The sequence below is a fragment of the Bacteroides sp. AM37-9 genome, assembly GCF_003603455.1.
In the GTDB taxonomy this organism is placed as follows: domain Bacteria; phylum Bacteroidota; class Bacteroidia; order Bacteroidales; family Bacteroidaceae; genus Bacteroides; species Bacteroides xylanisolvens.
The window spans coordinates 47,734-70,189 of record NZ_QTNF01000011.1; the positions used below are offsets into that span (position 1 = coordinate 47,734).

The 22,456-nt window shown below is 43.2% G+C and carries 12 protein-coding genes; 5 read left to right on the top strand and 7 right to left on the bottom strand.

Annotated elements, in window-relative coordinates; genetic code table 11:
- The first annotated feature begins 322 nt into the window (after positions 1-322).
- From DW862_RS09615 to DW862_RS09635, 5 genes are all read left to right on the top strand, one after another.
- Positions 323-1,510 (top strand): DUF4105 domain-containing protein, encoded by a 1,188-nt coding sequence (locus DW862_RS09615; protein ID WP_120067931.1) that lies wholly within the window; start codon positions 323-325, stop codon positions 1,508-1,510.
- Positions 1,510-3,084 carry an alkaline phosphatase family protein gene (locus DW862_RS09620; protein WP_117684978.1) on the top strand — a complete coding sequence of 525 codons (1,575 nt, stop codon included), beginning with the start codon at positions 1,510-1,512 and terminating at the stop codon, positions 3,082-3,084. The genes DW862_RS09615 and DW862_RS09620 overlap by 1 nt, the downstream gene beginning before the upstream one ends.
- A 197-nt stretch (positions 3,085-3,281) precedes the next feature.
- Positions 3,282-6,599 carry a preprotein translocase subunit SecA gene (gene secA / locus DW862_RS09625; RefSeq protein ID WP_008020978.1) on the top strand — a complete coding sequence of 1,106 codons (3,318 nt, stop codon included), beginning with the start codon at positions 3,282-3,284 and terminating at the stop codon, positions 6,597-6,599.
- 241 nt (positions 6,600-6,840) lie between these two features.
- Positions 6,841-7,947 carry a DUF6340 family protein gene (locus DW862_RS09630; protein WP_120067933.1) on the top strand — a complete coding sequence of 369 codons (1,107 nt, stop codon included), beginning with the start codon at positions 6,841-6,843 and terminating at the stop codon, positions 7,945-7,947.
- A 61-nt stretch (positions 7,948-8,008) separates the two neighbouring features.
- Complete coding sequence (locus DW862_RS09635; RefSeq protein ID WP_008020975.1) at positions 8,009-8,455, top strand: hypothetical protein; 447 nt, start codon at positions 8,009-8,011, stop codon at positions 8,453-8,455.
- Between the two features lie 269 nt (positions 8,456-8,724).
- On the opposite strand, the gene DW862_RS09640 is transcribed toward DW862_RS09635, so the two are convergent.
- The 7 genes from DW862_RS09640 to DW862_RS09670 form a co-directional block, all read right to left on the bottom strand.
- Complete coding sequence (locus DW862_RS09640) at positions 8,725-10,857, bottom strand: alpha-N-acetylglucosaminidase (RefSeq protein ID WP_120067935.1); 2,133 nt, start codon at positions 10,855-10,857, stop codon at positions 8,725-8,727.
- A 71-nt stretch (positions 10,858-10,928) separates the two neighbouring features.
- Positions 10,929-13,256 carry a beta-galactosidase gene (locus DW862_RS09645; protein WP_207895145.1) on the bottom strand — a complete coding sequence of 776 codons (2,328 nt, stop codon included), beginning with the start codon at positions 13,254-13,256 and terminating at the stop codon, positions 10,929-10,931.
- Positions 13,257-13,340: 84 nt separating this feature from the next.
- The gene (locus DW862_RS09650; protein ID WP_120067939.1) at positions 13,341-14,906 is read right to left on the bottom strand and encodes a DUF4874 domain-containing protein; all 1,566 of its coding nucleotides are present in this window, start codon (positions 14,904-14,906) and stop codon (positions 13,341-13,343) included.
- Between the two features lie 28 nt (positions 14,907-14,934).
- A complete protein-coding gene (locus DW862_RS09655; protein WP_120067941.1) occupies positions 14,935-16,245 on the bottom strand; it encodes a SusE domain-containing protein in 1,311 nt (436 codons plus the stop codon).
- Between the two features lie 15 nt (positions 16,246-16,260).
- Positions 16,261-17,775: a RagB/SusD family nutrient uptake outer membrane protein gene (locus DW862_RS09660; RefSeq protein ID WP_120067998.1), complete on the bottom strand. Its 1,515-nt coding sequence runs from the start codon at positions 17,773-17,775 to the stop codon at positions 16,261-16,263.
- Between the two features lie 12 nt (positions 17,776-17,787).
- Complete coding sequence (locus tag DW862_RS09665) at positions 17,788-21,177, bottom strand: TonB-dependent receptor (protein ID WP_120067943.1); 3,390 nt, start codon at positions 21,175-21,177, stop codon at positions 17,788-17,790.
- Positions 21,178-21,347: 170 nt separating this feature from the next.
- A complete protein-coding gene (locus DW862_RS09670; RefSeq protein ID WP_120067945.1) occupies positions 21,348-22,370 on the bottom strand; it encodes a FecR family protein in 1,023 nt (340 codons plus the stop codon).
- Positions 22,371-22,456: the final 86 nt, after the last annotated feature.

Consider the following 22,456-nt stretch of genomic DNA (forward strand, 5'->3'; position numbering starts at 1 on the left):
GTGTTGAGCGAACTATATTATATAGATTATTATATTTTAGTATTTATATATGTTCGGTTGGTGGTTCGCCTACTTTTTTCCGAGCGTTGCAAACGCATGACAGACAAGCAGTTGAGCCACCTTCAGGGGGTGTTCGTTTGGCTGTTCGATTTTTTAGCCCCCAAATAGAGGCTCTATTTGAGGGAAACAGAGCCTCTGTTTAAGCCATATAGAGCCTCTGTTTGTATGAAATAGAGACTCTATTCCGATAAAACAGAACCACCGTTTTCCCGAATCCAACAATTCTTCCTATATTTGCCACCAAAATAAAACGAGCCTGCTAATGAAACGTTTTTTCTTATATACAATCCTCTCCTTCTTCCTGTTGCTTCCGTCCGCCGGACAAGCACCTGCCAACAGCAACGACTCCATCCGCTTGAGCTTGTTGACTTGCGCTCCCGGAGAAGAAATATATTCCCTGTTCGGACACACTGCCATCCGCTATGAAAACCCGTCACAAGGGATTGACGTTGTGTTCAATTACGGATTATTCAGTTTCAACACTCCTAACTTCATCTTCCGCTTCTCGCTCGGAGAAACCGATTACCAACTGGGAGTGACGGATTATGAGCATTTTGCGGCTGAATACGCATTCTACGGACGCAGCGTGTGGCAGCAAACACTGAACCTGACTGATGAAGAGAAAACAGAACTAATCCAGTTATTACAAGAAAATTATCGCCCGGAAAACCGGGTGTACCGTTATAATTTCTTTTACGACAATTGCGCCACCCGTCCCCGGGACAAGATAGAAGAAAGCATTGCAGGAAAGGTGGTTTATCCGACGGAACCGCAGGATGGTTCGCGCACTTTCCGCGACATCGTACATCAATATTGCAAAGGACATCCGTGGGCGCGTTTCGGCATCGACCTCTGCATCGGAAGCGAAGCCGACCAGCCCATCACACAACGGCAAATGATGTTTGCCCCCTTCTATCTGATGGATGCTTTCGACGGCGCACAGATTTTCACAGATACCTATTCCCGTCCGCTTGTCAAGGCCAACGAACTGATAATCGACGTCACTCCCGAACCGGATGAAAGCGGCTGGATGCCCACTCCGCTCCAATGCTCGTTACTCTTATTTATACTGACAGCCGCCGCCACGATCTATGGCATCCGCCGGAGAACCGGATTATGGGGGATCGACCTTGTTCTTTTTGGCATGGCAGGTATCGTGGGATGCGTCCTCGCCTTCCTCGCCCTCTTCTCCCAACACCCGGCAGTCAGCTCCAATTTCCTGTTATTGTTTTTCCATCCGGGGCAACTTCTTTTCCTTCCCTACATCGTATATTGTGTCCGAAAAGGGAAGAAATGCTGGTACTTGACCTTGGATCTGGTCGTTTTAACACTTTTTATAGTGCTTTTTCCTGTAATTCCGCAAAGATTTGACTTTGCTGTTGTACCTTTGGCACTCGTTTTGCTGATACGTTCAGCAAGCAATCTGATTGTGACATCTAAAAAGAAATAATGAAAGGACTACTAACTTCCCTCATCACCGTACTGACTTTCACCGGGCTACAAGCCCAGTCACTGCCTTCCGCCCCTAAATTAGTGGTAGGGCTGACTATCGACCAACTGCGTACGGACTATCTGGAAGCATTTTCGTCACTCTACGGCGAGAAAGGCTTCAAACGTCTTTGGAAAGAGGGAAGAGTGTTCCATAACGCCGAATATACCTTCTGCGGCGTAGACCGTGCTTCTGCCATCGCAGCTATTTACAGCGGCACGACGCCTTCCATGAACGGAATCATCTCCCAACGATGGATGGACGCCTCTACCCTTCGCCCCGTCAACAGTACGGACGACACGGCATTCATGGGATATTACACCGACCAAACGGCCGCACCCACCAAATTACTGACTTCCACCATTGCCGACGAGCTTAAAATAGCGACCCAAGGCAAAGGACTCGTATATGCCATCGCCCCCGATTGCGATGCCGCGCTTTTCGCAGCCGGACATGCCGGAAACGGTGCTTTCTGGCTCAATCCCAACACCGGAAAATGGAGCGGAACGACCTATTATGGAGAATTTCCGTGGTGGGCAAGCCAATACAATGACCGGCAGGCGATTGATTTCCGTATTGCGGGTATGACATGGGAACCGGTATTCCCCCGTGGCATGTACACTTTTCTGCCAGATTGGCGGGATATACTCTTCAAATATAAATTTGATGACGACCGTAACAATAAGTACAGACGCTTCATCGCCAGCCCTTTTGTGAATGACGAAGTGAACGCACTTGCCGAAGAAGCATTGAACAAAAGCTCCATCGGCATGGATGACATTACTGACTTATTGGCACTTACTTATTATGCAGGAAACTACGCACATAAATCCGTACAGGAATGTGCCATGGAAATACAAGACACCTACGTGCGTCTCGACCGCAGCATCGAAAACCTGCTCGAAGCGCTCGACAAGAAAGTAGGACTACAAAACGTGCTTATTTTCGTCACTTCCACCGGATATACGGACAGCGAATCGGCTGACTCGGGATTGTACAAGATTCCCGGCGGAGAGTTTTACCTCAACCGTTGTGCCGCCCTATTGAATATGTACCTGATGGCTACGTATGGCGAAGGAAAGTATGTGGAAGCTCACCACAACCAGCAGATTTATCTGAATCATAAATTGCTGGAAAAGAAGGAACTGAATCTGGCAGAGATCCAACAAAAGTCAGCAGAATTCCTGATGCAGTTCAGCGGAGTGAACGAAGCATATTCAGCCAACCGGCTGTTGCTGGGTTCATGGACACCGGAAATTCATAAAATACGCAACGGCTACCACCGCAAACGTTCGGGCGACCTCGTAATCGACGTCCTTCCCGGATGGACCATCGTCAACGAGAACGGCGGCGAAAACAAAGTGGTACGTCATTCTTATATCCCTTCACCGCTGATTTTCATGGGACATTCCGTAAAACCGGCCATTATCCGGACACCTGTAACCATTGAACATATTGCGCCCACACTGGCACATTTCATGCGTATCCGGGCTCCCAATGCCTGTACTTCTGCTCCTATTACCGACCTACGGTAAAAATTTACTCACAAAAACAGGGAGCAAAACATAAATAAATCAGCATTTTAATGTAACTTTGCGGAGATTATTCGCCACAAATCCCACAGATTCACACAGATTAAAAAGAAAGATCCGTGTTCTATATGAAAAAATCTGTGTAAATCCGTGAAATCTGTGGTGCAGAAAAAGATAAATAATAAACTAAATAATATAACATGGGATTTAATGAATTTTTAAGCTCGATTTTCGGAAACAAATCCACACGAGACATGAAAGAAATCAAGCCCTGGGTGGAAAAGATCAAAGCTGCCTACCCGGAGGTTGAGAAACTGGACAACGACGCCCTCCGTGCCAAAACGGAAGAACTCAAAAAATATATCCATGAATCGGCTACCGCCGAACGTGCGAAAGTGGAAGAGTTGAAGGCAAGCATCGAGACACTGGAACTGGAAGACCGCGAAGAAGTCTTCGCACAAATCGATAAGACAGAAAAAGAAATTCTGGAGAAATATGAAAAAGCACTGGACGAAGTGCTGCCCGTTGCTTTCTCTATCGTGAAAGCTACTGCCAAACGTTTCACAGAAAATGAAGAAATCGTTGTTACCGCTACGGATTTTGACCGCCAACTGGCTGCAACGAAAGATTTTGTACGCATCGAAGGCGACAAGGCCATCTACCAGAATCACTGGATAGCCGGTGGAAACGATACGGTATGGAACATGGTTCACTACGACGTACAGCTTTTTGGTGGTGTCGTTCTGCACAAAGGTAAGATTGCGGAAATGGCAACCGGTGAAGGTAAAACATTGGTGGCTACCCTCCCGGTATTCCTTAACGCACTGACCGGAAACGGTGTGCACGTGGTTACCGTGAATGATTACCTCGCCAAACGTGACTCCGAATGGATGGGACCTCTTTATATGTTCCACGGATTGAGCGTGGATTGTATCGACCGCCATCAACCGAACTCCGACGCACGCCGTCAGGCATACCTGGCAGACATCACGTTCGGTACGAACAACGAATTCGGTTTCGACTACCTGCGTGACAACATGGCTATCAGCCCGAAAGACCTTGTACAACGTCAGCACAACTATGCCATCGTCGATGAGGTCGACTCGGTATTGATTGACGACGCCCGTACTCCGTTGATTATCTCCGGTCCTGTACCGAAAGGCGACGACCAATTGTTCGAGCAACTCCGTCCGTTAGTAGAACGTCTGGTAGAAGCACAGAAAGTATTGGCTACCAAATATCTCTCCGAAGCTAAGAAACTGATCGCATCCAACGATAAGAAAGAGGTGGAAGAAGGATTCCTCGCTTTATACCGCAGCCACAAGGCATTGCCGAAAAACAAGGCTTTGATTAAGTTCCTTAGTGAACAGGGTATCAAGGCAGGTATGCTCAAGACGGAAGAAATCTACATGGAACAGAACAACAAGCGCATGCATGAAGTTACTGATCCGCTGTATTTCGTAATCGACGAGAAACTGAATAGTGTAGACCTGACAGACAAGGGGGTAGACCTGATTACCGGTAACTCTGAAGACCCGACATTGTTCGTTCTTCCGGACATCGCCGGACAACTTTCGGAACTGGAAAACCAACATCTGACTAACGAACAACTGCTTGAAAAGAAAGATGAACTTCTGACAAACTATGCCATCAAATCGGAACGTGTACACACCATCAACCAATTGTTGAAGGCTTACACCATGTTCGAGAAAGATGATGAATATGTAGTGATCGACGGACAGGTGAAGATTGTAGACGAGCAGACAGGCCGTATCATGGAAGGTCGCCGCTACTCTGACGGATTGCACCAGGCTATCGAAGCCAAGGAACGTGTGAAAGTGGAAGCTGCTACGCAGACCTTTGCAACGATTACTTTGCAGAACTACTTCCGTATGTATCACAAACTGTCCGGTATGACCGGTACTGCTGAAACGGAAGCAGGCGAACTTTGGGACATCTACAAATTGGACGTAGTCGTGATCCCGACCAACCGTCCGATTGCAAGAAAGGATATGAACGACCGCGTTTACAAGACGAAACGCGAAAAGTATAAAGCTGTTATCGAGGAAATCGAAAAATTGGTTCAGGCAGGACGTCCGGTATTGGTGGGTACTACTTCGGTAGAAATCTCCGAAATGTTGAGCAAGATGCTTACCATGCGTAAGATTGAGCACAAGGTATTGAACGCCAAACTGCACCAGAAAGAAGCGGACATCGTTGCTACTGCCGGTTTGAGCGGAACAGTAACCATCGCTACCAACATGGCTGGTCGTGGTACCGACATCAAGTTAAGTCCGGAAGTGAAAGCTGCGGGCGGTTTGGCCATCATCGGTACGGAACGTCACGAATCCCGTCGTGTAGACCGCCAGTTGCGTGGTCGTGCAGGACGTCAGGGTGACCCGGGTTCTTCTATATTCTTTGTGTCACTGGAAGATGATTTGATGCGTCTGTTCTCCTCCGACCGTATTGCCAGCGTAATGGACAAACTTGGTTTCCAGGAAGGCGAAATGATCGAGCACAAGATGATTTCCAATTCTATCGAACGTGCCCAGAAGAAGGTGGAAGAAAACAACTTCGGTATTCGTAAACGTCTGTTGGAATATGACGACGTAATGAACAAGCAGCGTACAGTGGTTTACACCAAACGCCGCCACGCTTTGATGGGTGAACGTATCGGTATGGACATCGTGAACATGATTTGGGACCGTTGTGCCAATGCTATCGAAAACAATGATTATGAAGGCTGCCAGATGGAACTGCTTCAGACATTGGCGATGGAAACTCCGTTCACTGAAGAAGAATTCCGTAACGAGAAGAAAGAAAAGTTGGCCGAAAAGACTTTCAACATTGCGATGGATAACTTCAAACGCAAAACTGAACGTCTGGCACAGATCGCTAATCCGGTTATCAAACAGGTATATGAAAATCAGGGACACATGTATGAAAACATCCTGATTCCTATTACAGACGGTAAACGAATGTATAATATCTCTTGTAACCTGAAAGCAGCTTACGAATCGGAATCTAAAGAAGTGGTGAAATCGTTCGAGAAATCAATCCTGCTCCACGTTATCGATGAAGCATGGAAAGAAAACCTCCGCGAACTGGACGAACTGAAACATTCCGTACAGAACGCAAGTTACGAACAGAAAGACCCGCTGTTGATTTATAAACTGGAATCTGTGACTTTGTTCGACGCCATGGTGAACAAGATCAACAACCAGACTATATCTATCTTGATGCGCGGACAAATTCCTGTACAGGAAGCTCCGGACGAACAGGCTGCCCGTCGTGTGGAAGTGCGTCAGGCTGCTCCTGAACAACGTCAGGATATGAGCAAGTATCGCGAAAACAAGCAGGACTTGAGTGATCCGAACCAACAGGCTGCTGCCAGCCAGGATACTCGTGAACAGCAGAAACGTGAACCCATCCGTGCAGAAAAGACTGTAGGACGTAACGATCCTTGCCCATGCGGAAGCGGTAAGAAGTATAAGAACTGTCACGGTAAAAACCTTTAAGAAGTTGAGAAGGGAGAGTTGAGAGTTGAGAGTTAAAAGTTGGGTAAGTAGGAGTTTCTATTTCTTTGTGCTCATTTTTTAATCAGCTTCGCTCAAAAGCCTTATTTAATTTTTAACATTAAGGTATAATCTCAAGTTTCAATACACAAAAGAAAGTCTCAAACGGTTAAAAACTGTTTGAGACTTTCTTTTATTCCTCCAAAATTGTACTTTTGTTCAAATTACTAAATAGAACAAAACTATGGCAAAATCTTATTCACTGGCTTTCGTCACTATCTTCCTGCTGACACTGGGCAGTTGTCAGAGTTTGGAACAGATTTCCATTGATTATCTGCAACCTGCCGACTTGAGCTTTCCTCCGCAACTCCGGAAAGTAGCTATCGTGAATAACACCAGCAACACTCCCGATAACAAACTAATAACAACGACTGAAAAGATCAAAGAAGGTACACCGCTGGTAAGTCGTGCAACGGCATACGCCAACGGAGATCCTAAGATTGCCACCGAATCACTGGCTGAAGAAATCGCACATCAGAGTTACTTTGAAGAAGTAGTCATCTGTGATTCTGCTTTGCGGGCAAATGATAAACTGGCCCGCGAAAGTACGTTGAGCCAGGAGGAAGTCCGTCAGTTAGCCTCTAGTTTGGGAGTGGATTTTATCATTGCACTAGAAAATCTGCAACTCAAAGCAACTAAATCTGTCCGTTTTCTGAATGAGTTCAACTGTTTTCAAGGAGCAGTAGACGTAAAAGTATATCCCACGGTGAAAGTGTATCTTCCCGAACGTAGCCGGCCGATGACTACGCTCCATCCTAACGACAGCATCTTTTGGGAAGAGTTTGGAGGTACTGCCGTAGAAGCTGCCACCCGCATGATTCGCGACAAACAAATGCTGGAGGAAGCGGCGGTATTTGCAGGGACAGTTCCGGTGAAATATCTCGTCCCCATGTGGAAAAAAGGAACACGGTATCTGTATACCGGAGGTTCGGTTCCCATGCGTGATGCTGCCATCTATGTACGCGAAAATTCATGGGACGACGCATACGAACTTTGGAACCAGGCTTTCGAAGGTACCAAGAACCAAAAGAAGAAGATGCGGGCAGCTCTCAACATAGCTGTTTATTATGAAATGAAAGATAGTCTGGCCAAAGCGGAAGAATGGGCGGAAAAAGCACAGCAACTAGCCAAGAAAATTGATAAAAAGAATATCACAGATAGTGTTCAGGCCAGCATTGACGATGTGCCGAATTATTATCTTACATCCTTGTATTTAGCCGAATTGAAGGAGAGAAACGCTCAATTACCTAAGTTAAAATTACAAATGAGCCGATTTAATGATGATTTTTAAGGAAATTGTGTATCAAATCTTATTTTTTTTATACCTTTGAACTTATAAAAAGAAGGAACCCATGAAACTAAGCCAACAATCACTATCCATTATCGAATCGGCTATCCAAAAGGCAGTCGCTAAATATACATGTAACTGCGAACAAACTGTCGTAACCGATATCCATCTCCAACCGGACCAGACATCGGGACAACTTAATATTTACAATGATGATGATGAAGAACTGGCGAACATCATGGTCGAAGAATGGGCTACGTATGAAGGGGATGATTTCCTTGAAAGCGTGGAACCTTCTCTACGCAACATTCTTTGCAGAATGAAAGATGCCGGAGACTTCGACAAGGTGACTATCCTGAAGCCTTACTCTTTCGTTCTGGTGGATGAAGAGAAAGAAACCATAGCGGAATTGTTACTGGTGGACGATGATACGATCCTCGTGAACGATGAATTGCTGAAAGGGTTGGATAAGGAATTGGACGAGTTCTTAAAAGAGTTGTTGGAAAAATAATATACAGCATTTTTAGGATAGAGTTCGTTCAGGATTAATATAAATATCCGAGATCATTATATAAAGAGAATCGGAAGCAAGCAGGGTATTTCCTGTTGCTTCCGATTATTTTTATAGATACTTCCCTATAGATTATTTATTATATTTGATCGAGAAACGTTTCACTCTCGGAAAATATCGCATAAACATTAGAGATTCCTTATAGAAAGGTTACAAGACAAACATAGCCGGGCAATGTTTCATCCCCAGCTATATCATTGGCCTTTTATTTAGTTTTTCAATGCCTGTGTCTTACTCTTTTCTGCCCATGCTTTCTCCATCCCGTAGAAATTAGGTTGCCCAACAGATTTCCCGTCCAGCTCCGCCTGTTTCTGCTCAAAGAAGGCTTTCCAACGCTGGTAATACAAGTCTTTCAATATTCCGCTCCATTCCCGATGTGAATAATCGTGCAGTCCTCCCTGATCGGAAGCGATGCTATCTCCCCAGACAGTGATTAATGCAGAAGCATTCCATTCATACAGTTTCTTTTCTGCATCGGTAGTTCCTAAAGAACGCGCAGCATCCAACCAAGTAGATACGGAAAATTCCTTTCGGGTAGAGAGCAGGCTGTCTTGCGATACTATCAAGTCAAGGAATTGCTGTGTTTGTTTGCAGAAATTCTCTTTGTCTTTCCGGTCATAGCTCTGCGATATTTCTTCAAGTAACACATTTCCTTTGTCGGCGTTGCTTTGGCGTACGATGTCTACCAGGTCATACTCAAAATTATTGCTTCCTTCATACTGTTTGGCAACAGAGGTTAATAACCGGGCTGCCTTTGCCGTAGAATCAGGAGAATAGAATAATTTAGCATATCCCCATGTGGAGGTTCTGTCTAAATGGAAACCCGGACGGGCACACAATAAGGATTCAACTGTTCCTTCACCCTGATAGTCTCTCGGAGCATTGTAAACGGTATGTTCTAATGCACGCCATGCTTCCATTACTTCCGGAGAAACGTCTTTACCGTAGCGAGCTTTCAAATAGCCTTGCAACCATTCATCAGGAGAAAATCTTTCTTCGCGCCAAGGGAGTTCATAAAGAAGCTCGAACATCACCGGGTTATTTTCAATACCTTCCGGGGTGGCCCCTACTCCACGCAATGTTTTTCCATTAGCGTGCGCACAAGCGTCATAATATCCATTCACCAACAAATCCATCCGGCCGTGCAGGCCTACATTTGCGCCAAAATTCAATAGCATACAATAGAGCCAGTCATGTTTGCCAAAACCTTTCTCCCGATACCACTTCGAATCCGGATCTCCCCATTGAGGAAGTCTTTCGCTATATAAATCCAAGACCAGCATATCTCCCTGGTTGAGGGAAGAGATCATCTCTTCGCGAGGATTCGCCTGCCAAGCCTGAATAACCCAGACTGCCTTTGGATTCGCTTTCTTCATAGCCGCCATAATGGAAGCACCGGTTTTCGCCAAATCCACTCCTTCTGTATTACCTCCTTCATGAAAGGGGTCCATACTGTAATAGTTGGCTTTTCCGTAGAGCTTCTCCAATTCTTCATAATACATAGCGGCAAAAGATTCGAAATGTTCATCCTCCGTAGAAAGGAAAGCCGGACGAGGGAAGCTGCACCATTTGCCGGGATCAGCAATCTGATAACCTAGCTTTTCACCGATGTTACGAGGAACCATTCCTGCATATCCGGGGAATACGGGTTCAATGCCTAGTTCACGCATACGGGCTACTATTTTCTTTTGAAGTACTTCTTGTTGCCGATACCAACTATCGGGATTCGGTCCGCCCCAACCTTCCAGATTATTCATCTGCCACCAAGCCATAAAAGCGGGACCGGAAATAAATTCATTGATTTCTTCTGTGGTGTATCCAAGACGTTTCAGCAGATTATACCAGACCACTTCCATTCCGGTTATGCTTAAAGGTATATTGATGCCGTGTAATGCCATCCAGTCTATTTCTTTTTCCCAACGTTCCCAATCCCAGAAAGCCATAGAATAAGAATAGGTACAATAGTTCAGATAATATCTGTCCTGCATGGATGTCTCCTTACGGATCGTCTCCTGCGGGAGCGGCAACACTTCCGGCAATTTCTGCGAAAGATTGTTCCAAGAGAGATGAATGCCGGCTACGTATTTTAGATACCAGTTTAGTCCGGTAGACAGAGATAAGTCGGAGTTTCCGGTTATCAGCACTTTACCGTCTTCGGAGGAGATTTCAAAATAATCTTTTGATGAGTTGTTCTCGTCAGCAATTATCCGGAAAAGAATCCGGTCTTTCGAAGTGCCTTCCGTCACACGATTTGCCAATGAATTTACAGGCAATGGTTCGGTCTGACAGCTACACATCAGTGTAGTTCCCAATAACAGAATTAATAAAAGACGTGTATACATAGTTTTATTTTTACAGTTCGTCAAATATAATAAAAATAAGAGTCGCATTTTATCTATTTGTTACGTTTTATTCAATGAAATAAGAAGAATTGTGGACGACCATATACATTTATATCTTTTACCTTTCCTGATAAAAACGAACCTTTACGAACCTTTACACGAAAAGCCGAAGTTTTATAAATCTCTTTCATATCAACAATGACCCGGTGAGGATGAACGGGTTCCATGGTCGCATCCGTATGCCAAAAGGAAGATATATCACCATCGAACAAATTCTCTGCCACTCCCAGGTTTTTATCGGACTGCTCGCTGCTTACATAAACGATTTCCCATTTTGTCTTGTCAATCGGCTGTCCTTTATCATCAATCAATTCCACTTCGGAAATACAGGCTTGATTATCTTCTGTATATGAAGAAAGAGTTTCCAAACAGAAGTGGCGAAGAGTGGTCGCTACCGGAAAGTCGAACTGCTGCCAGTCATTGGTTTCTTGTAGGGTGGCTTTCAATATAATATCGCCACTTTCCAGAATCGGAGTGCCTACCACTGCACGACGTTGGCCTTGCTGATAATTTTTGTCCACTCCCAAGCTATCTAAAACAGGTTGATCCAGTCCTTGCAGCACACGATTCCCCGTATCTTCCATTTCAAAGACAATGATTTCATTCTCGCCTTCTTTCAGCCAGGGGGCAGGCAGGTAGAGTGTTTGCTGGGGACCGATATTCCAAAAACGTCCCAAGGATTTGCCGTTCACCCAAACAGCACCTTTTCCCCATCGACTCATATCGACAAAGCAGTCGCCTTTCTTTTGGATGGTAAACGTTCCTTTATGGAAAGCCGGAACATCTTTGATGATTCCACCAAAATTTATATCTGAAACGTTTTCTTTATACAAAGGTAATGGAGTGATAGACCATCCGGTCAACTTTTCGTCTCCCCACAAAACCTGATTGGTAATACCTTTCCGGTTGAAAAGTATATCAGGACCGTAATTCACACGTCCGGTGTTTTCTACCAGGATTTCCAGTGATGCAGGCGTTTTCGCTACATTCAAGGTGACACTGTTTTGATTGTAACGGCGATCCAGACTCGCTACTTGCTTGCCATCTATCAAGATTACAGCATAGTCACGCAGGTCCTGTATGACAAGTTTCTGCTTTCCCGCTTTTTGAATCGTTGTCTGGTAATGGATATATCCGAAATCAACACCCAGGTCTTCCATAGACAGTACGTTTTCGGACTGGGTGGTGTGATGGAACGCAGTTTTCAATGGAGCACTTTCTTTTAATTCGACTGTTGCAAAGGTCGTAGTCGGATTATCTGCGGGAACTTCCGGCAGCACTGTTCCTTCGGGCAAGTATTTCTGAATGACCTCTCTGAACGCATGGTATTTGGGATAACAATTCCCCCACTCACCCAAAGGTGCATCATAATCATAACTTGTGGGCTGGGGCTGATAACCTCCTCCGGTATTGGCTCCATTCGTGTACCAGAAGTTTGTACCTCCGTGGAACATATACATGCTGACAGAAACTCCGTGACTTAACATCCAGTCCAGTTGTTCGGCCGGACGTTCGTAAGCGACGGACGAATGACGTTTTCCCCATTCATCAAACCAAGCCGGATAGAACTCCGCCACAAAGTAGGGACCGCCTTTATGATAGTTATCCACGACCTTAAAGATGTCTTCTCCAAACACACCGTTCAATGTAGGCAATGCACCTTCAATGTGTCCGGCTTCTACTTGTCCACCACCGTCACAAGTAAACAACGGGACATTAAATCCGGCTTCTTTAATCATATCACGGATAGCAGCAAGATATTCTTTATCTGCCGCATACGAGCCATATTCATTCTCTACCTGTACCATAATGATATTACCTCCATTATTGATGGTCAGGGGAGACAGTTGTTTACCCAGTTCTTTGATATAACGTTCGCAATAGGAAAGGAAACGAGGATCTTTACTGCGATAGATCATGTCTTTTTCTTTCAATAGCCACGAAGGGTAACCTCCGAAATCCCATTCTGCGCAGACATAGGGACCAGGACGAAGAATGACATACAGTCCTTCTTCCTGTGCCGTACGGACAAATTCTGCAATATCAGCCTGTCCGGTAAAATCAAATTCACCCGGTTGACGTTCATGAAAGTTCCAAAAGACATAGGCAGATACAGTATTTAAACCCATAGCACGTGCCCTCTTCAGACGATCACGCCAATATTCATGTGGAATACGGGGATAATGCATCTCGCCACAGATTAACTGTATGTCCTTCCCATTAATATTAAATGTACCATTTTCTATTTTAACCTGTTCCTTGGGGGAGGAACAGGCTGAAAATAGAAATGATACAAGTAAGTTAAGTATAATAAATACGGTTCTATGATTTTTATTCATCTCCATTCAAATATAATGTGGATTTTGAATACTCCGGCCGGAATAAAGCTCCTTGCTTCCGACCGAAGTGTTCAGCTAATTACATTAGAATGTAACCTCACCAAAAAGATTTACTGCGTATTTTCCTGCATCATCATACCAATGAGTCACATTTTCTGTTTGAGCAAACTTAATGGCATATACAGAATTGTATTTCAAATCAGCTGCTTTTTCCGGCATCCAAATTCCTACTTTATAAGTTCCGGTCACTCCGGCTGCCACACTTCCCTTTATGGTATATTTTGCAGCCTGATTCGGTTCCTGATCGGTAGCAGGAATCCAGCTCTTAGGGTCAGTATCCAGCTTGAATTCTTTAACCACTTGACCGTCCTGGGAAACAAGCACAAGATATACTTCTTTCGGGTTAATCACCGTAGCAAAACCTGTGTTGGTTATCGTCAAATCATATTCCAGATTTCCACTTTTTGCTTCTGCTTTTGATTCACTCTTCAGATTCAGGCGATAACCCAGATGGTCGCGTACAAAATCATAGAATGAACGGACTACATCATTGCCTTCAGCATCTTTAAAATAGCTTTCATCGAAAAGGATATGGTTATCATTCAATAAAGCAGCATTCAACTTCACCTGTTTCCAACTCATGATGTTCAAATCAAAGTTCTGCGTCACATCAAACGCCGAGTAACGGTGCTCTCGCAAGATACGTAAGGATTTCATCGGACTAATCAGTTCGGACAATCCCCACTCTGTATCCTCTTTATAAGGGATCTCACCGCTCATGTAGAAATTGTTCGCTTTCACCTCTTCTGTTATTTGCTTATAATCATCCGTATTCGGAACAAAATCATTACCCGGTGCAAGAGGGTGCTCGCCAGCCGTGAAATAATCGTTCGCATAGCCGATGCGTCCACGATATTCTTCCTGTTCCAGTGTCAATGCTTTCTTATGATTGGGATAACGCATTTCCACACAGTAAGGTGCAGGCAAAGCTCTCAATAGAGCACTGACAATTGCATTCTTTGCACTTTGGTCACTCATCAACGGAGAAGTATGCCACTCTCCCCAGGCACCGATAAAACCAACTTGCATTGTCGCTATTTGTCCGATGTACTCATTCAACAGAGGGGTCAGTTGCTCGATATGTCTAAGAATCCATTGTTTGGATTCACCACCGGAAGTATTCAACCCTGCATGATTATAAGCAAAACGAAGAATTGCTTTATATCCCTGGGCTTTCATCAATTCGAACACTTTACGGATGTTATCTAAAGCTTCAGCGTCAAGATCTTTACTCACCCACTTGGTTAAATAGATATATTGCTGTACAAGAGTCAGGTCATCATCCTTTGCATCGAATTGTTCTACTTTCTTTGTATACAGATCACTTGCATAAACCTCATAATCGTTATACGGACTTTTCATTTGGTCGGCAAGCAAGTTACATTCAAGGTGGAATCCCCTGTCGGGATTCCTTAGTGGGTCGATATCGACTATTTTTCCTACTACTTCCGGAGTTTCCGGTTCACTCGCATCTTCTCCTTCTCCAAACTGTCCGGCATATACATCTATCGTATCGGAACAAAAGCTACACATAATACCTAATAATAAGGTAGATAATATGGTCATAGTTTTCTTTATATTGATTAACATGATTGATATACTTTTAATTTTCACCTGATTAATTTTCATTGTAGATAAAACGTGCAGGAGCACCTGTCGTCCAAGGACTCCACAATGTTGCTCCACCGTCGTGAAGAATACATTGATGAGACATGTCATCGGTTACCAACAGATAACAATACTGTCCGGTGTGATTAGTGATCGCAGAGCCACTCCATTGTCCGGAAGCCGTTAAATTGAATTTCCATTCATTCAAATGTGCTTTTCCTTTCACCGATTCATAATATTCAGGATCTTTCAAGACATTCCACTGTCCTTCAGCGGATCCCGCTTCAGCAAACAAGGTCTTATATTCTTGTATGGTTGGCAAATGCCATCCTTTAGGTGCTATCTTGTCACGAATGTCATAATGGTAATGTACTCCGTAAGCCTTCACTCTACCTTCTCCCAAGGATGCCGGTGTGTTCATATAATTAGCGGCCTCAATATCTGTGCCATCAGGATATTTAGTTGTTCGCAGGTTGTCCGCCAGCCAAACCAATGAGGTTCCGTCACTGTAAGCAATACGGGCAACACGGTAAGTAATCTTTTCATCACCACGAACATCAATGAATCGCATCATCTCTGTCATATTCAATACTCCGGAAGAACGGGATACCAGTTGTCCGCTACTTGTTTTTACATTCCAGTATACGGAGTTAGAAGTCCAACGTTTGATAGCAAGTTGGTCGAGCAATGCCTGAAGTTCTTCATGGGTCAACGATGACTTACCAGCTATAGCTTCCACACTCTGTTCGGCAACAGTTTGTTTCATTTCAGGATCCAGTGAGAAGCAAAGCGAATACGATGTTGACTCGGGCCATTCGGTAGTATCCCATTCAAACTGTACTGCTGTTTCCGGAGCATTTTCAGCCAAGGCCACCGCTGCCATATCTTCCGGTTTTAGCAATTTGGTAGACATACGCTTCACACGAATTGTACGTGCATCCGAAGCAGCAGCTGCGGTATTACCTGTTTCTTTCACTGTCCAGTATAGTAAAGCTTCCTGCCCTGCTTTAATTCCCAATTGAGAGAAATATTGGTCGGCAGCCAATGCAGACATAGCAAAAGAAGTGGATTTACCTGCATCTATCTTTACTGTCTGTTTAAAATCTCTACTAGCACAGAAAAACAGTTTAGCGCCATTTTCCAAAGGTTTCTCCCATGAGAAACTGTATTCATCGGTTGATAAATCATTCAAATCGATTGTCGCTCCATCTTGAGGTGCACTCAAGTAAATATCCGACATCGGGATAATCACATTATACTTGTCTTCTTTACATCCGGCAAGTAACAAAATACCTAATAGACTATATAATAAATGTTTCATAATGCTATCTGTTTTTTAGTAACCGGGGTTTTGAATAATAATGCCTTGTCCTTCAGTAATCAAATGAGTGGGCAACGGGAATTTTTCATATTTATATTGCCCGTCTACTTTCGTTTCGATTTTACCTGTCGGTTGCCCGGCAAATCTGGCTTTCGCAAGTGCTGCTTCAATGAATTTTCCATGACGGATCAAATCCTGCCGGCGTACACCTTCAAAATAAAATTCATGTCCACGTTCTTCCAATAGTTTATCCAAGAAATCTTCTACAGAAGCGAAGTCGCTTAATTGATAAGCTTTCAATCCGCCATGAGTGACACGTACCTGATTTAACAAACCGATGGCTTCCTGCGTGATACTATTTCCGTTACGAACTATTGCTTCCGAAAGTAAAGTCAACACATCTGCATAACGGTAGATAGGCATATCTATTTCACACTTCTCTCCTATCACTCCTTCTATTTTGTATTTCACCGGAATCGCACCATAGAAAAGAGTACCTGTTGTACCGCCATCGCGATCGGTTGCACGACTGTGATATACACCTTCCGTACCTGTATATTCACCAATTATTCTTTCACGTCTCTTGTCTTTCGGATCATAAGACTCATAGGCAGGCCAGGATATTTTATATCCTCCCCAAGTAGTCACTGACATTCCGGCAGGAAGCGGATAATCAGAAGTCAATGTATGGGCAAACCATTTCTGTTCCATCACGCCAGCTTCAGCAACACAAGAGAATATTACTTCTGAATTCTTTTCGCCCGACAAGGAGAATAAAGAGTTATAATCATCTACCAGTTTATAGCCGTATTCCGGTTTTATCAATTCACGTCCCATCTTCTCGGCTTCATCCCACTGTTTTGTCATCATATAGAATTTCAGCAGCAGTGTGTTGGCAAGTCCTTTCGTGAAGCGTCCGTAATCTTTATCTTCATATTGATAAGGTAACACCTCGGCCGCTTCTTTTAAGTTGGAAACAATATATTCACGCATCGCTTCTTCCGTCAAACGGGGAATAACAATTTCCGCTTCCGGCTTCTGTAAAAGATCCAAATCGGCAATAGGTATCGGACCATACATGTCGTACATCAGAAAAGCCATAAAACCACGTCCGCATTTTAATTCGGCTATGTAACGCGCTTTCAAGGTTTCATCCATGTCTACATCCTTGATGCGTTCCTGCGTCAGGGTCATAGAAGCCAAATATTGAGAATAATCATACACGCGGCGATGATCTCCATCAATGTGCCAGTCGTTAGCTTCGTAAGAGTTATATACAGTGGTCCATCCCCAGGTATTTTCCACATAATCAGTTACCATTTCCGAAGTCGTCACATAACCGGCTGCTACTTCAAAAATCCCCCACGGAGAGAATACATAATAAGCGCTCGAATTAACCAAAGCATTTACATCTTCAGCGTTTTGCGGAAACATGCCCGGATTGATTTTATCATATACTTCCTGCTCCAGCGTACAAGACGAAACGAGAAACAAGAAACTTACTATTATACTATAAATTGTCTTTTTCATATTCATCACTTATTAAAAAGATATTGATACACCAAAATTATAAGAAGTCACATTGGGATATGCATAAGTCCCGTTATCCGTTTCCGGATCCAGACCTGTCCAGTTAGTTATCACAAACGGATTGTTCACATCAACATATACACGCAGATTCTTCACTATTTCCTGGCTGATCGGAACTTTATATCCTAACGTGATACTTCCACAACGGATATAATAAATGGATTTCACATAATAATCACCCCATCCGTTACCCCCTCTAACATACGTCGGGTCGGTAGCTGTCAGATTGTTACTATTGAAAGCTTTCAATGAATAAGTGGATACGTTAATACCGTTATCCATACGTGTCCAACCTTCATAATAGCTGGTTCCTCTCTTTCTGCCTGCTTCTCCGTAGAAATAGACGTTCAAATCAAAATTCTTATATCGGAATGAATTATTCAAACCATAGATAATCTTCGGATCACCATTACCCATGTACACTTTATCTTCATCTCCCAACACGCCATTACCATCCTGATCTTTCAGTTTCATCATACCGGGAACCAAGTCTTTTTGAGCTTCCGGTGCCTTTTCGCCCGGTTGCAAAATACCAATCGCTTCGTATTCCCACCATGCACGTATCGGATCATTTTCTTTTTCGTAAGCTCTCGGCTTCCAATTTGGGTCACGTTTCAACCAACGGTCGTTATAATGTGACAAGGTCAGTGTCGTATCCCATTCAAAATCATTCGTTACTATATTCACAGTATTCACTGTGATCTCTACACCCTGACTCTGCGTTGACCCCACATTACCCGCAATTTTATTCACTTCATTATAGAAAGGTAACGGTTTGTTTGTCACCAGCAAATCTGTGATTCTACGATTGAAATACTCGGCAGACAACTTAAACCGGTTATTAAACATTCCGAAATCCACACCTATATTAAACTCTGAAGTTGTCTCCCATGTCAGACTTTTATTTCCCAACTCTGAAGCATATACTCCGGTTGACTCTGCACCTCCAATAATTGAATTTCTTCCTACGGAATAGTAATCATAAATACGATAACCGACATTGGAATTACCAGTCTGACCGTATGAAGCTCTCAACTTCAGGATTGACAACCAGTTGGAAGCACCTTTCATAAAATTCTCTTCACTCATCAACCAACCGGCTGATACAGACGGAAAATATCCCCAACGGTTTTCCGGATCAAAATTAGACGCCGCATCAGCACGCACGGTGGCCTCTAACAAATATTTACTTTTATAAGAGTAGTTGACACGGGCAAACAAAGAAGCGATACTATTAATTGAAGCCCAAGAATCAACAGAAGGTTTTTTATAATTACCATCTCCTAAACTATTATAACCGAATCCATCTACCAAAAAATCAGAATTTCCGGCACTGACTCCCTCTGTTTTAAATTTTTGGAATGAATAACCTCCAATAGCTTTCAGGTTATGGTCACCTAAAGTTTTGGAATATTGTGCCGTCAACTCCATCAGATAGGTCGTATTATATTCTTGTGAGATATCCGCCTTTCCATTATATTGCTCTCCATATAAGGTTGTTTTCGGCCAGTAAGAAGAACGTTTTTGAGAAGAACGGTCAGCTCCCAACTGAACCTTTATTTCCAAATCGTTAATAGGTTTCACGGATACGAACGCCGAACCAATGATACGGTCTTTCAGTGTATTGTCTTTTATTTCTAACAAAGAAACCGGATTGGCTACAAAAGGACGGTTCGGATCGACAGAGAAATTCCCTTCCGAATTATAAATAGGAACAGTAGGATTAGCCTGAATAGCACCAGTCAGTACCCCCGAATATTCATTAGCATCATCACCCAAAGGGACATTATCATACTTATTTTGCGAATAAGTAGCTGTCAGACCAAAAGAAACATACTTACTTAGTTCCTGATCCAAATTTAAACGGGCAGAAAAACGACTCACTCCATTCTTTTTAACAATACCTTCCTGATCCATATAATTGATAGAAGCCAAATAACGAGTTTTGTCTGTACCACCATTTACTGACAGATTATGCTGTTGCGTATATCCGTTACGCATCACTGCATTCAGCCAATCAGTGCCACTTGCCATCAATATCTGATCGTTATTAAAGGTCGGTTTGTATTGAGTAGGAGATTCAGACGGTTTATCTACATAACCTTCATAAATTCCCATCCCGTTCAACTTCAACCATTCTTCATACCTTTGTTTATTATACATATCCATGTACATACGAGTGTCAAGCATTTTATAGTTTGAACGGGCCACCTGTACTGATCCCATACCGGAATAAGTAACTCTTGGCTTTTGGCTCTTACCACGTTTTGTAGTGATTAAAACTACTCCATGACCAGCACGTGCTCCATAAATAGCAGTGGAAGCAGCATCTTTCAACACCGAAATCGATTCAATATCATCCGGATTTAAAGATTCAAGTACATTATCAATATTACCGGCTTTGTAAAAATCATCACCTGAACTCAAACTACCGGAGGAAGACACCGGAAATCCATCGATAACAAATAAAGGTTCATTACCTGCACTAATAGATGCCTCACCGCGAATACGGAACTTTGCCTCACCACCCGGCTGTGCAGAAACCTGATTTACACGGAATCCCGCAGCCTTACCTGCCAATGCACGAGACACATTCGGTACAGTATTCATTTCCACGTCACCCATATTTACCATAGAAACGGCACCGGTCAATGTCTTCTTGCTCTGTGTGCCATATCCCACAACGACCACTTCATCGAGTTGTTTGGAATCTTCCTGCAAAGTGATTTTCATGTTTCTTCCCGGTTGTACAGCAACAGTCTGCGACTGATAGCCGATATAAGAGACTTCTAACTGTGCTTTGGATGAAGATACAGAAAGTTTGAAAATACCATCAATGTCCGTTATCGTTCCATTTCCCTGCACCCCTTTCTCCAGCACGCTGGCTCCGATGATCGGTTCACCCTGCGCATCCAATATAGTACCGGATACGGTTATTTTCTGTTCCTGTTGCGGCAACTGCGCCTCAACAGACAATATAATCTTTTTATCCAACACCGAATATTTCACATTAGTGCCGGAAAAAATTTCTTTCAACACACTGAATATATTACTCTTATCAGCAGATACAGATACACGTCGATTCAAATCTACATGTTTGTTATTGAAGAAAAAATCAAAGTCCGACTGCTCTTCAATCTCTCTCAGAACATCTTCCACCCGCTGATTGTGTACATCAATACTGATTAGAGCTTTCTGAGCGTAACTATCGGCTGCATAGCTCAGTCCGATAGAGCATACTAAGAACAAAACCAATAGTCTCATAGATAATGGGATTTTTTTTGAGGTTAGCCAAAGTGACTTTACCACCCATAAAAATTGGATGCTAAAATAATTTTGCATAAATTTGTGATGACTTAAAGTTAATAAAAAGTTTATCTAAGCTTGTCGCCAAACAAGCATCAAAAAGATTTACCGATTTCCATACGGGAAGATACGCCAATATCATCCCGTATGTTTTTTAACTAAGGGGCTCTGTCTTTCATTGCATTTTTTGTTTTAAGGTTAATCAATCAGTATATTTCTATTTTGCTCTTTTCATCCTTCATATCCGGCGAATCAAGATAACGCCAGCGGATTTGAGAAGAAAGTTGGAAGTATTCAAGGATACGTTCCAGGCGTTGGTTGGTAAATGTTCCCGTAAATGAATCTCCTTTCAAACGATCATTTTTAATAATGAATTCCACATTATACCGTTTTTCCAACATTCGCAGGCCTTCTTCCAAAGGAGTATTTCTGAATATAATCTTACCTTCTTTCCAGGCAATCTCCGATTCTCCGGAAGTGGCATAAAGCTGAACCTTATTATCTTTTGAATCATAGACCAATTTCTGTCCCGGATCCATCAGCACTTTTTTCGAGACATCATTTGATTTATAAATAAAACCGATCTTTCCTTCTACCAATGTTGCTGAAATCCGATCTTCTTTTTCGTATGCCTCTACATTAAAATGAGTTCCCAGTACTTCTATTTGTGATTGATGGGAAGTGGAGACTATAAATTTCTTTTCCGGATTCTTAGCCACTTCAAAATAAGCTTCTCCCTGTAAAGTCACATTTCTTGTATCATTATCGAAACGTGAAGGATAACTTAGTGTTGATTCCGAATTCAGATAAACAAGCGTACCATCGGGCAGGGTCAATGAGGTCATCATCCCAGGATTTGTTTTCACTTCCATGATTTGTGCCAATTCCTGTTCGTTTCCTCCCCAATACTGGAGCATCAATGTAACGAGAAGTGGAATGAACAAAATTGCTGCCGCACGTTGTGCCCATTGCCACCACATCGTTCCCTTGTGTCTGTTACCCGACATTCTACTTTTCACCTTCAACAATGCTTTCTCCGTATCGACTTTCTTCATAACATTAACTGTATCCGTGACAAGATAAAGAGCATGTATCTGTTTTGCCATCCGTCGATTTTCGTCCGATTCGCTCATCCACATCTCAACTTGCAGACGTTCTTCTTCCGTTGCCACCCCTTCACAATAACGTGGAAGCAGTTCTTCTATCGTATTTCTATCTGTTTTATCCATATCTTTTTTTATTGCCTTTTACTATAAGACAAGGGAAAATAGGAAGACTCCTAAACTAAAAACCATTTTTTTTCAAAAAATCTCTG

Bases quoted from the DNA above. Each gene is read 5' to 3' on its own strand.
- secA (WP_008020978.1), top strand. From the start codon at position 3,282: ATGGGATTTAATGAATTTTTAAGCTCGATTTTCGGAAACAAATCCACA.
- DW862_RS09630 (WP_120067933.1), top strand. From the start codon at position 6,841: ATGGCAAAATCTTATTCACTGGCTTTCGTCACTATCTTCCTGCTGACA.
- DW862_RS09640 (WP_120067935.1), bottom strand. From the start codon at position 10,857: ATGTATACACGTCTTTTATTAATTCTGTTATTGGGAACTACACTGATG.
- DW862_RS09670 (WP_120067945.1), bottom strand. From the start codon at position 22,370: ATGGATAAAACAGATAGAAATACGATAGAAGAACTGCTTCCACGTTAT.
- DW862_RS09660 (WP_120067998.1), bottom strand. From the start codon at position 17,775: ATGAAAAAGACAATTTATAGTATAATAGTAAGTTTCTTGTTTCTCGTT.
- DW862_RS09635 (WP_008020975.1), top strand. From the start codon at position 8,009: ATGAAACTAAGCCAACAATCACTATCCATTATCGAATCGGCTATCCAA.
- DW862_RS09620 (WP_117684978.1), top strand. From the start codon at position 1,510: ATGAAAGGACTACTAACTTCCCTCATCACCGTACTGACTTTCACCGGG.
- DW862_RS09650 (WP_120067939.1), bottom strand. From the start codon at position 14,906: ATGTTAATCAATATAAAGAAAACTATGACCATATTATCTACCTTATTA.
- DW862_RS09665 (WP_120067943.1), bottom strand. From the start codon at position 21,177: ATGCAAAATTATTTTAGCATCCAATTTTTATGGGTGGTAAAGTCACTT.
- DW862_RS09645 (WP_207895145.1), bottom strand. From the start codon at position 13,256: ATGAATAAAAATCATAGAACCGTATTTATTATACTTAACTTACTTGTA.
- DW862_RS09615 (WP_120067931.1), top strand. From the start codon at position 323: ATGAAACGTTTTTTCTTATATACAATCCTCTCCTTCTTCCTGTTGCTT.
- DW862_RS09655 (WP_120067941.1), bottom strand. From the start codon at position 16,245: ATGAAACATTTATTATATAGTCTATTAGGTATTTTGTTACTTGCCGGA.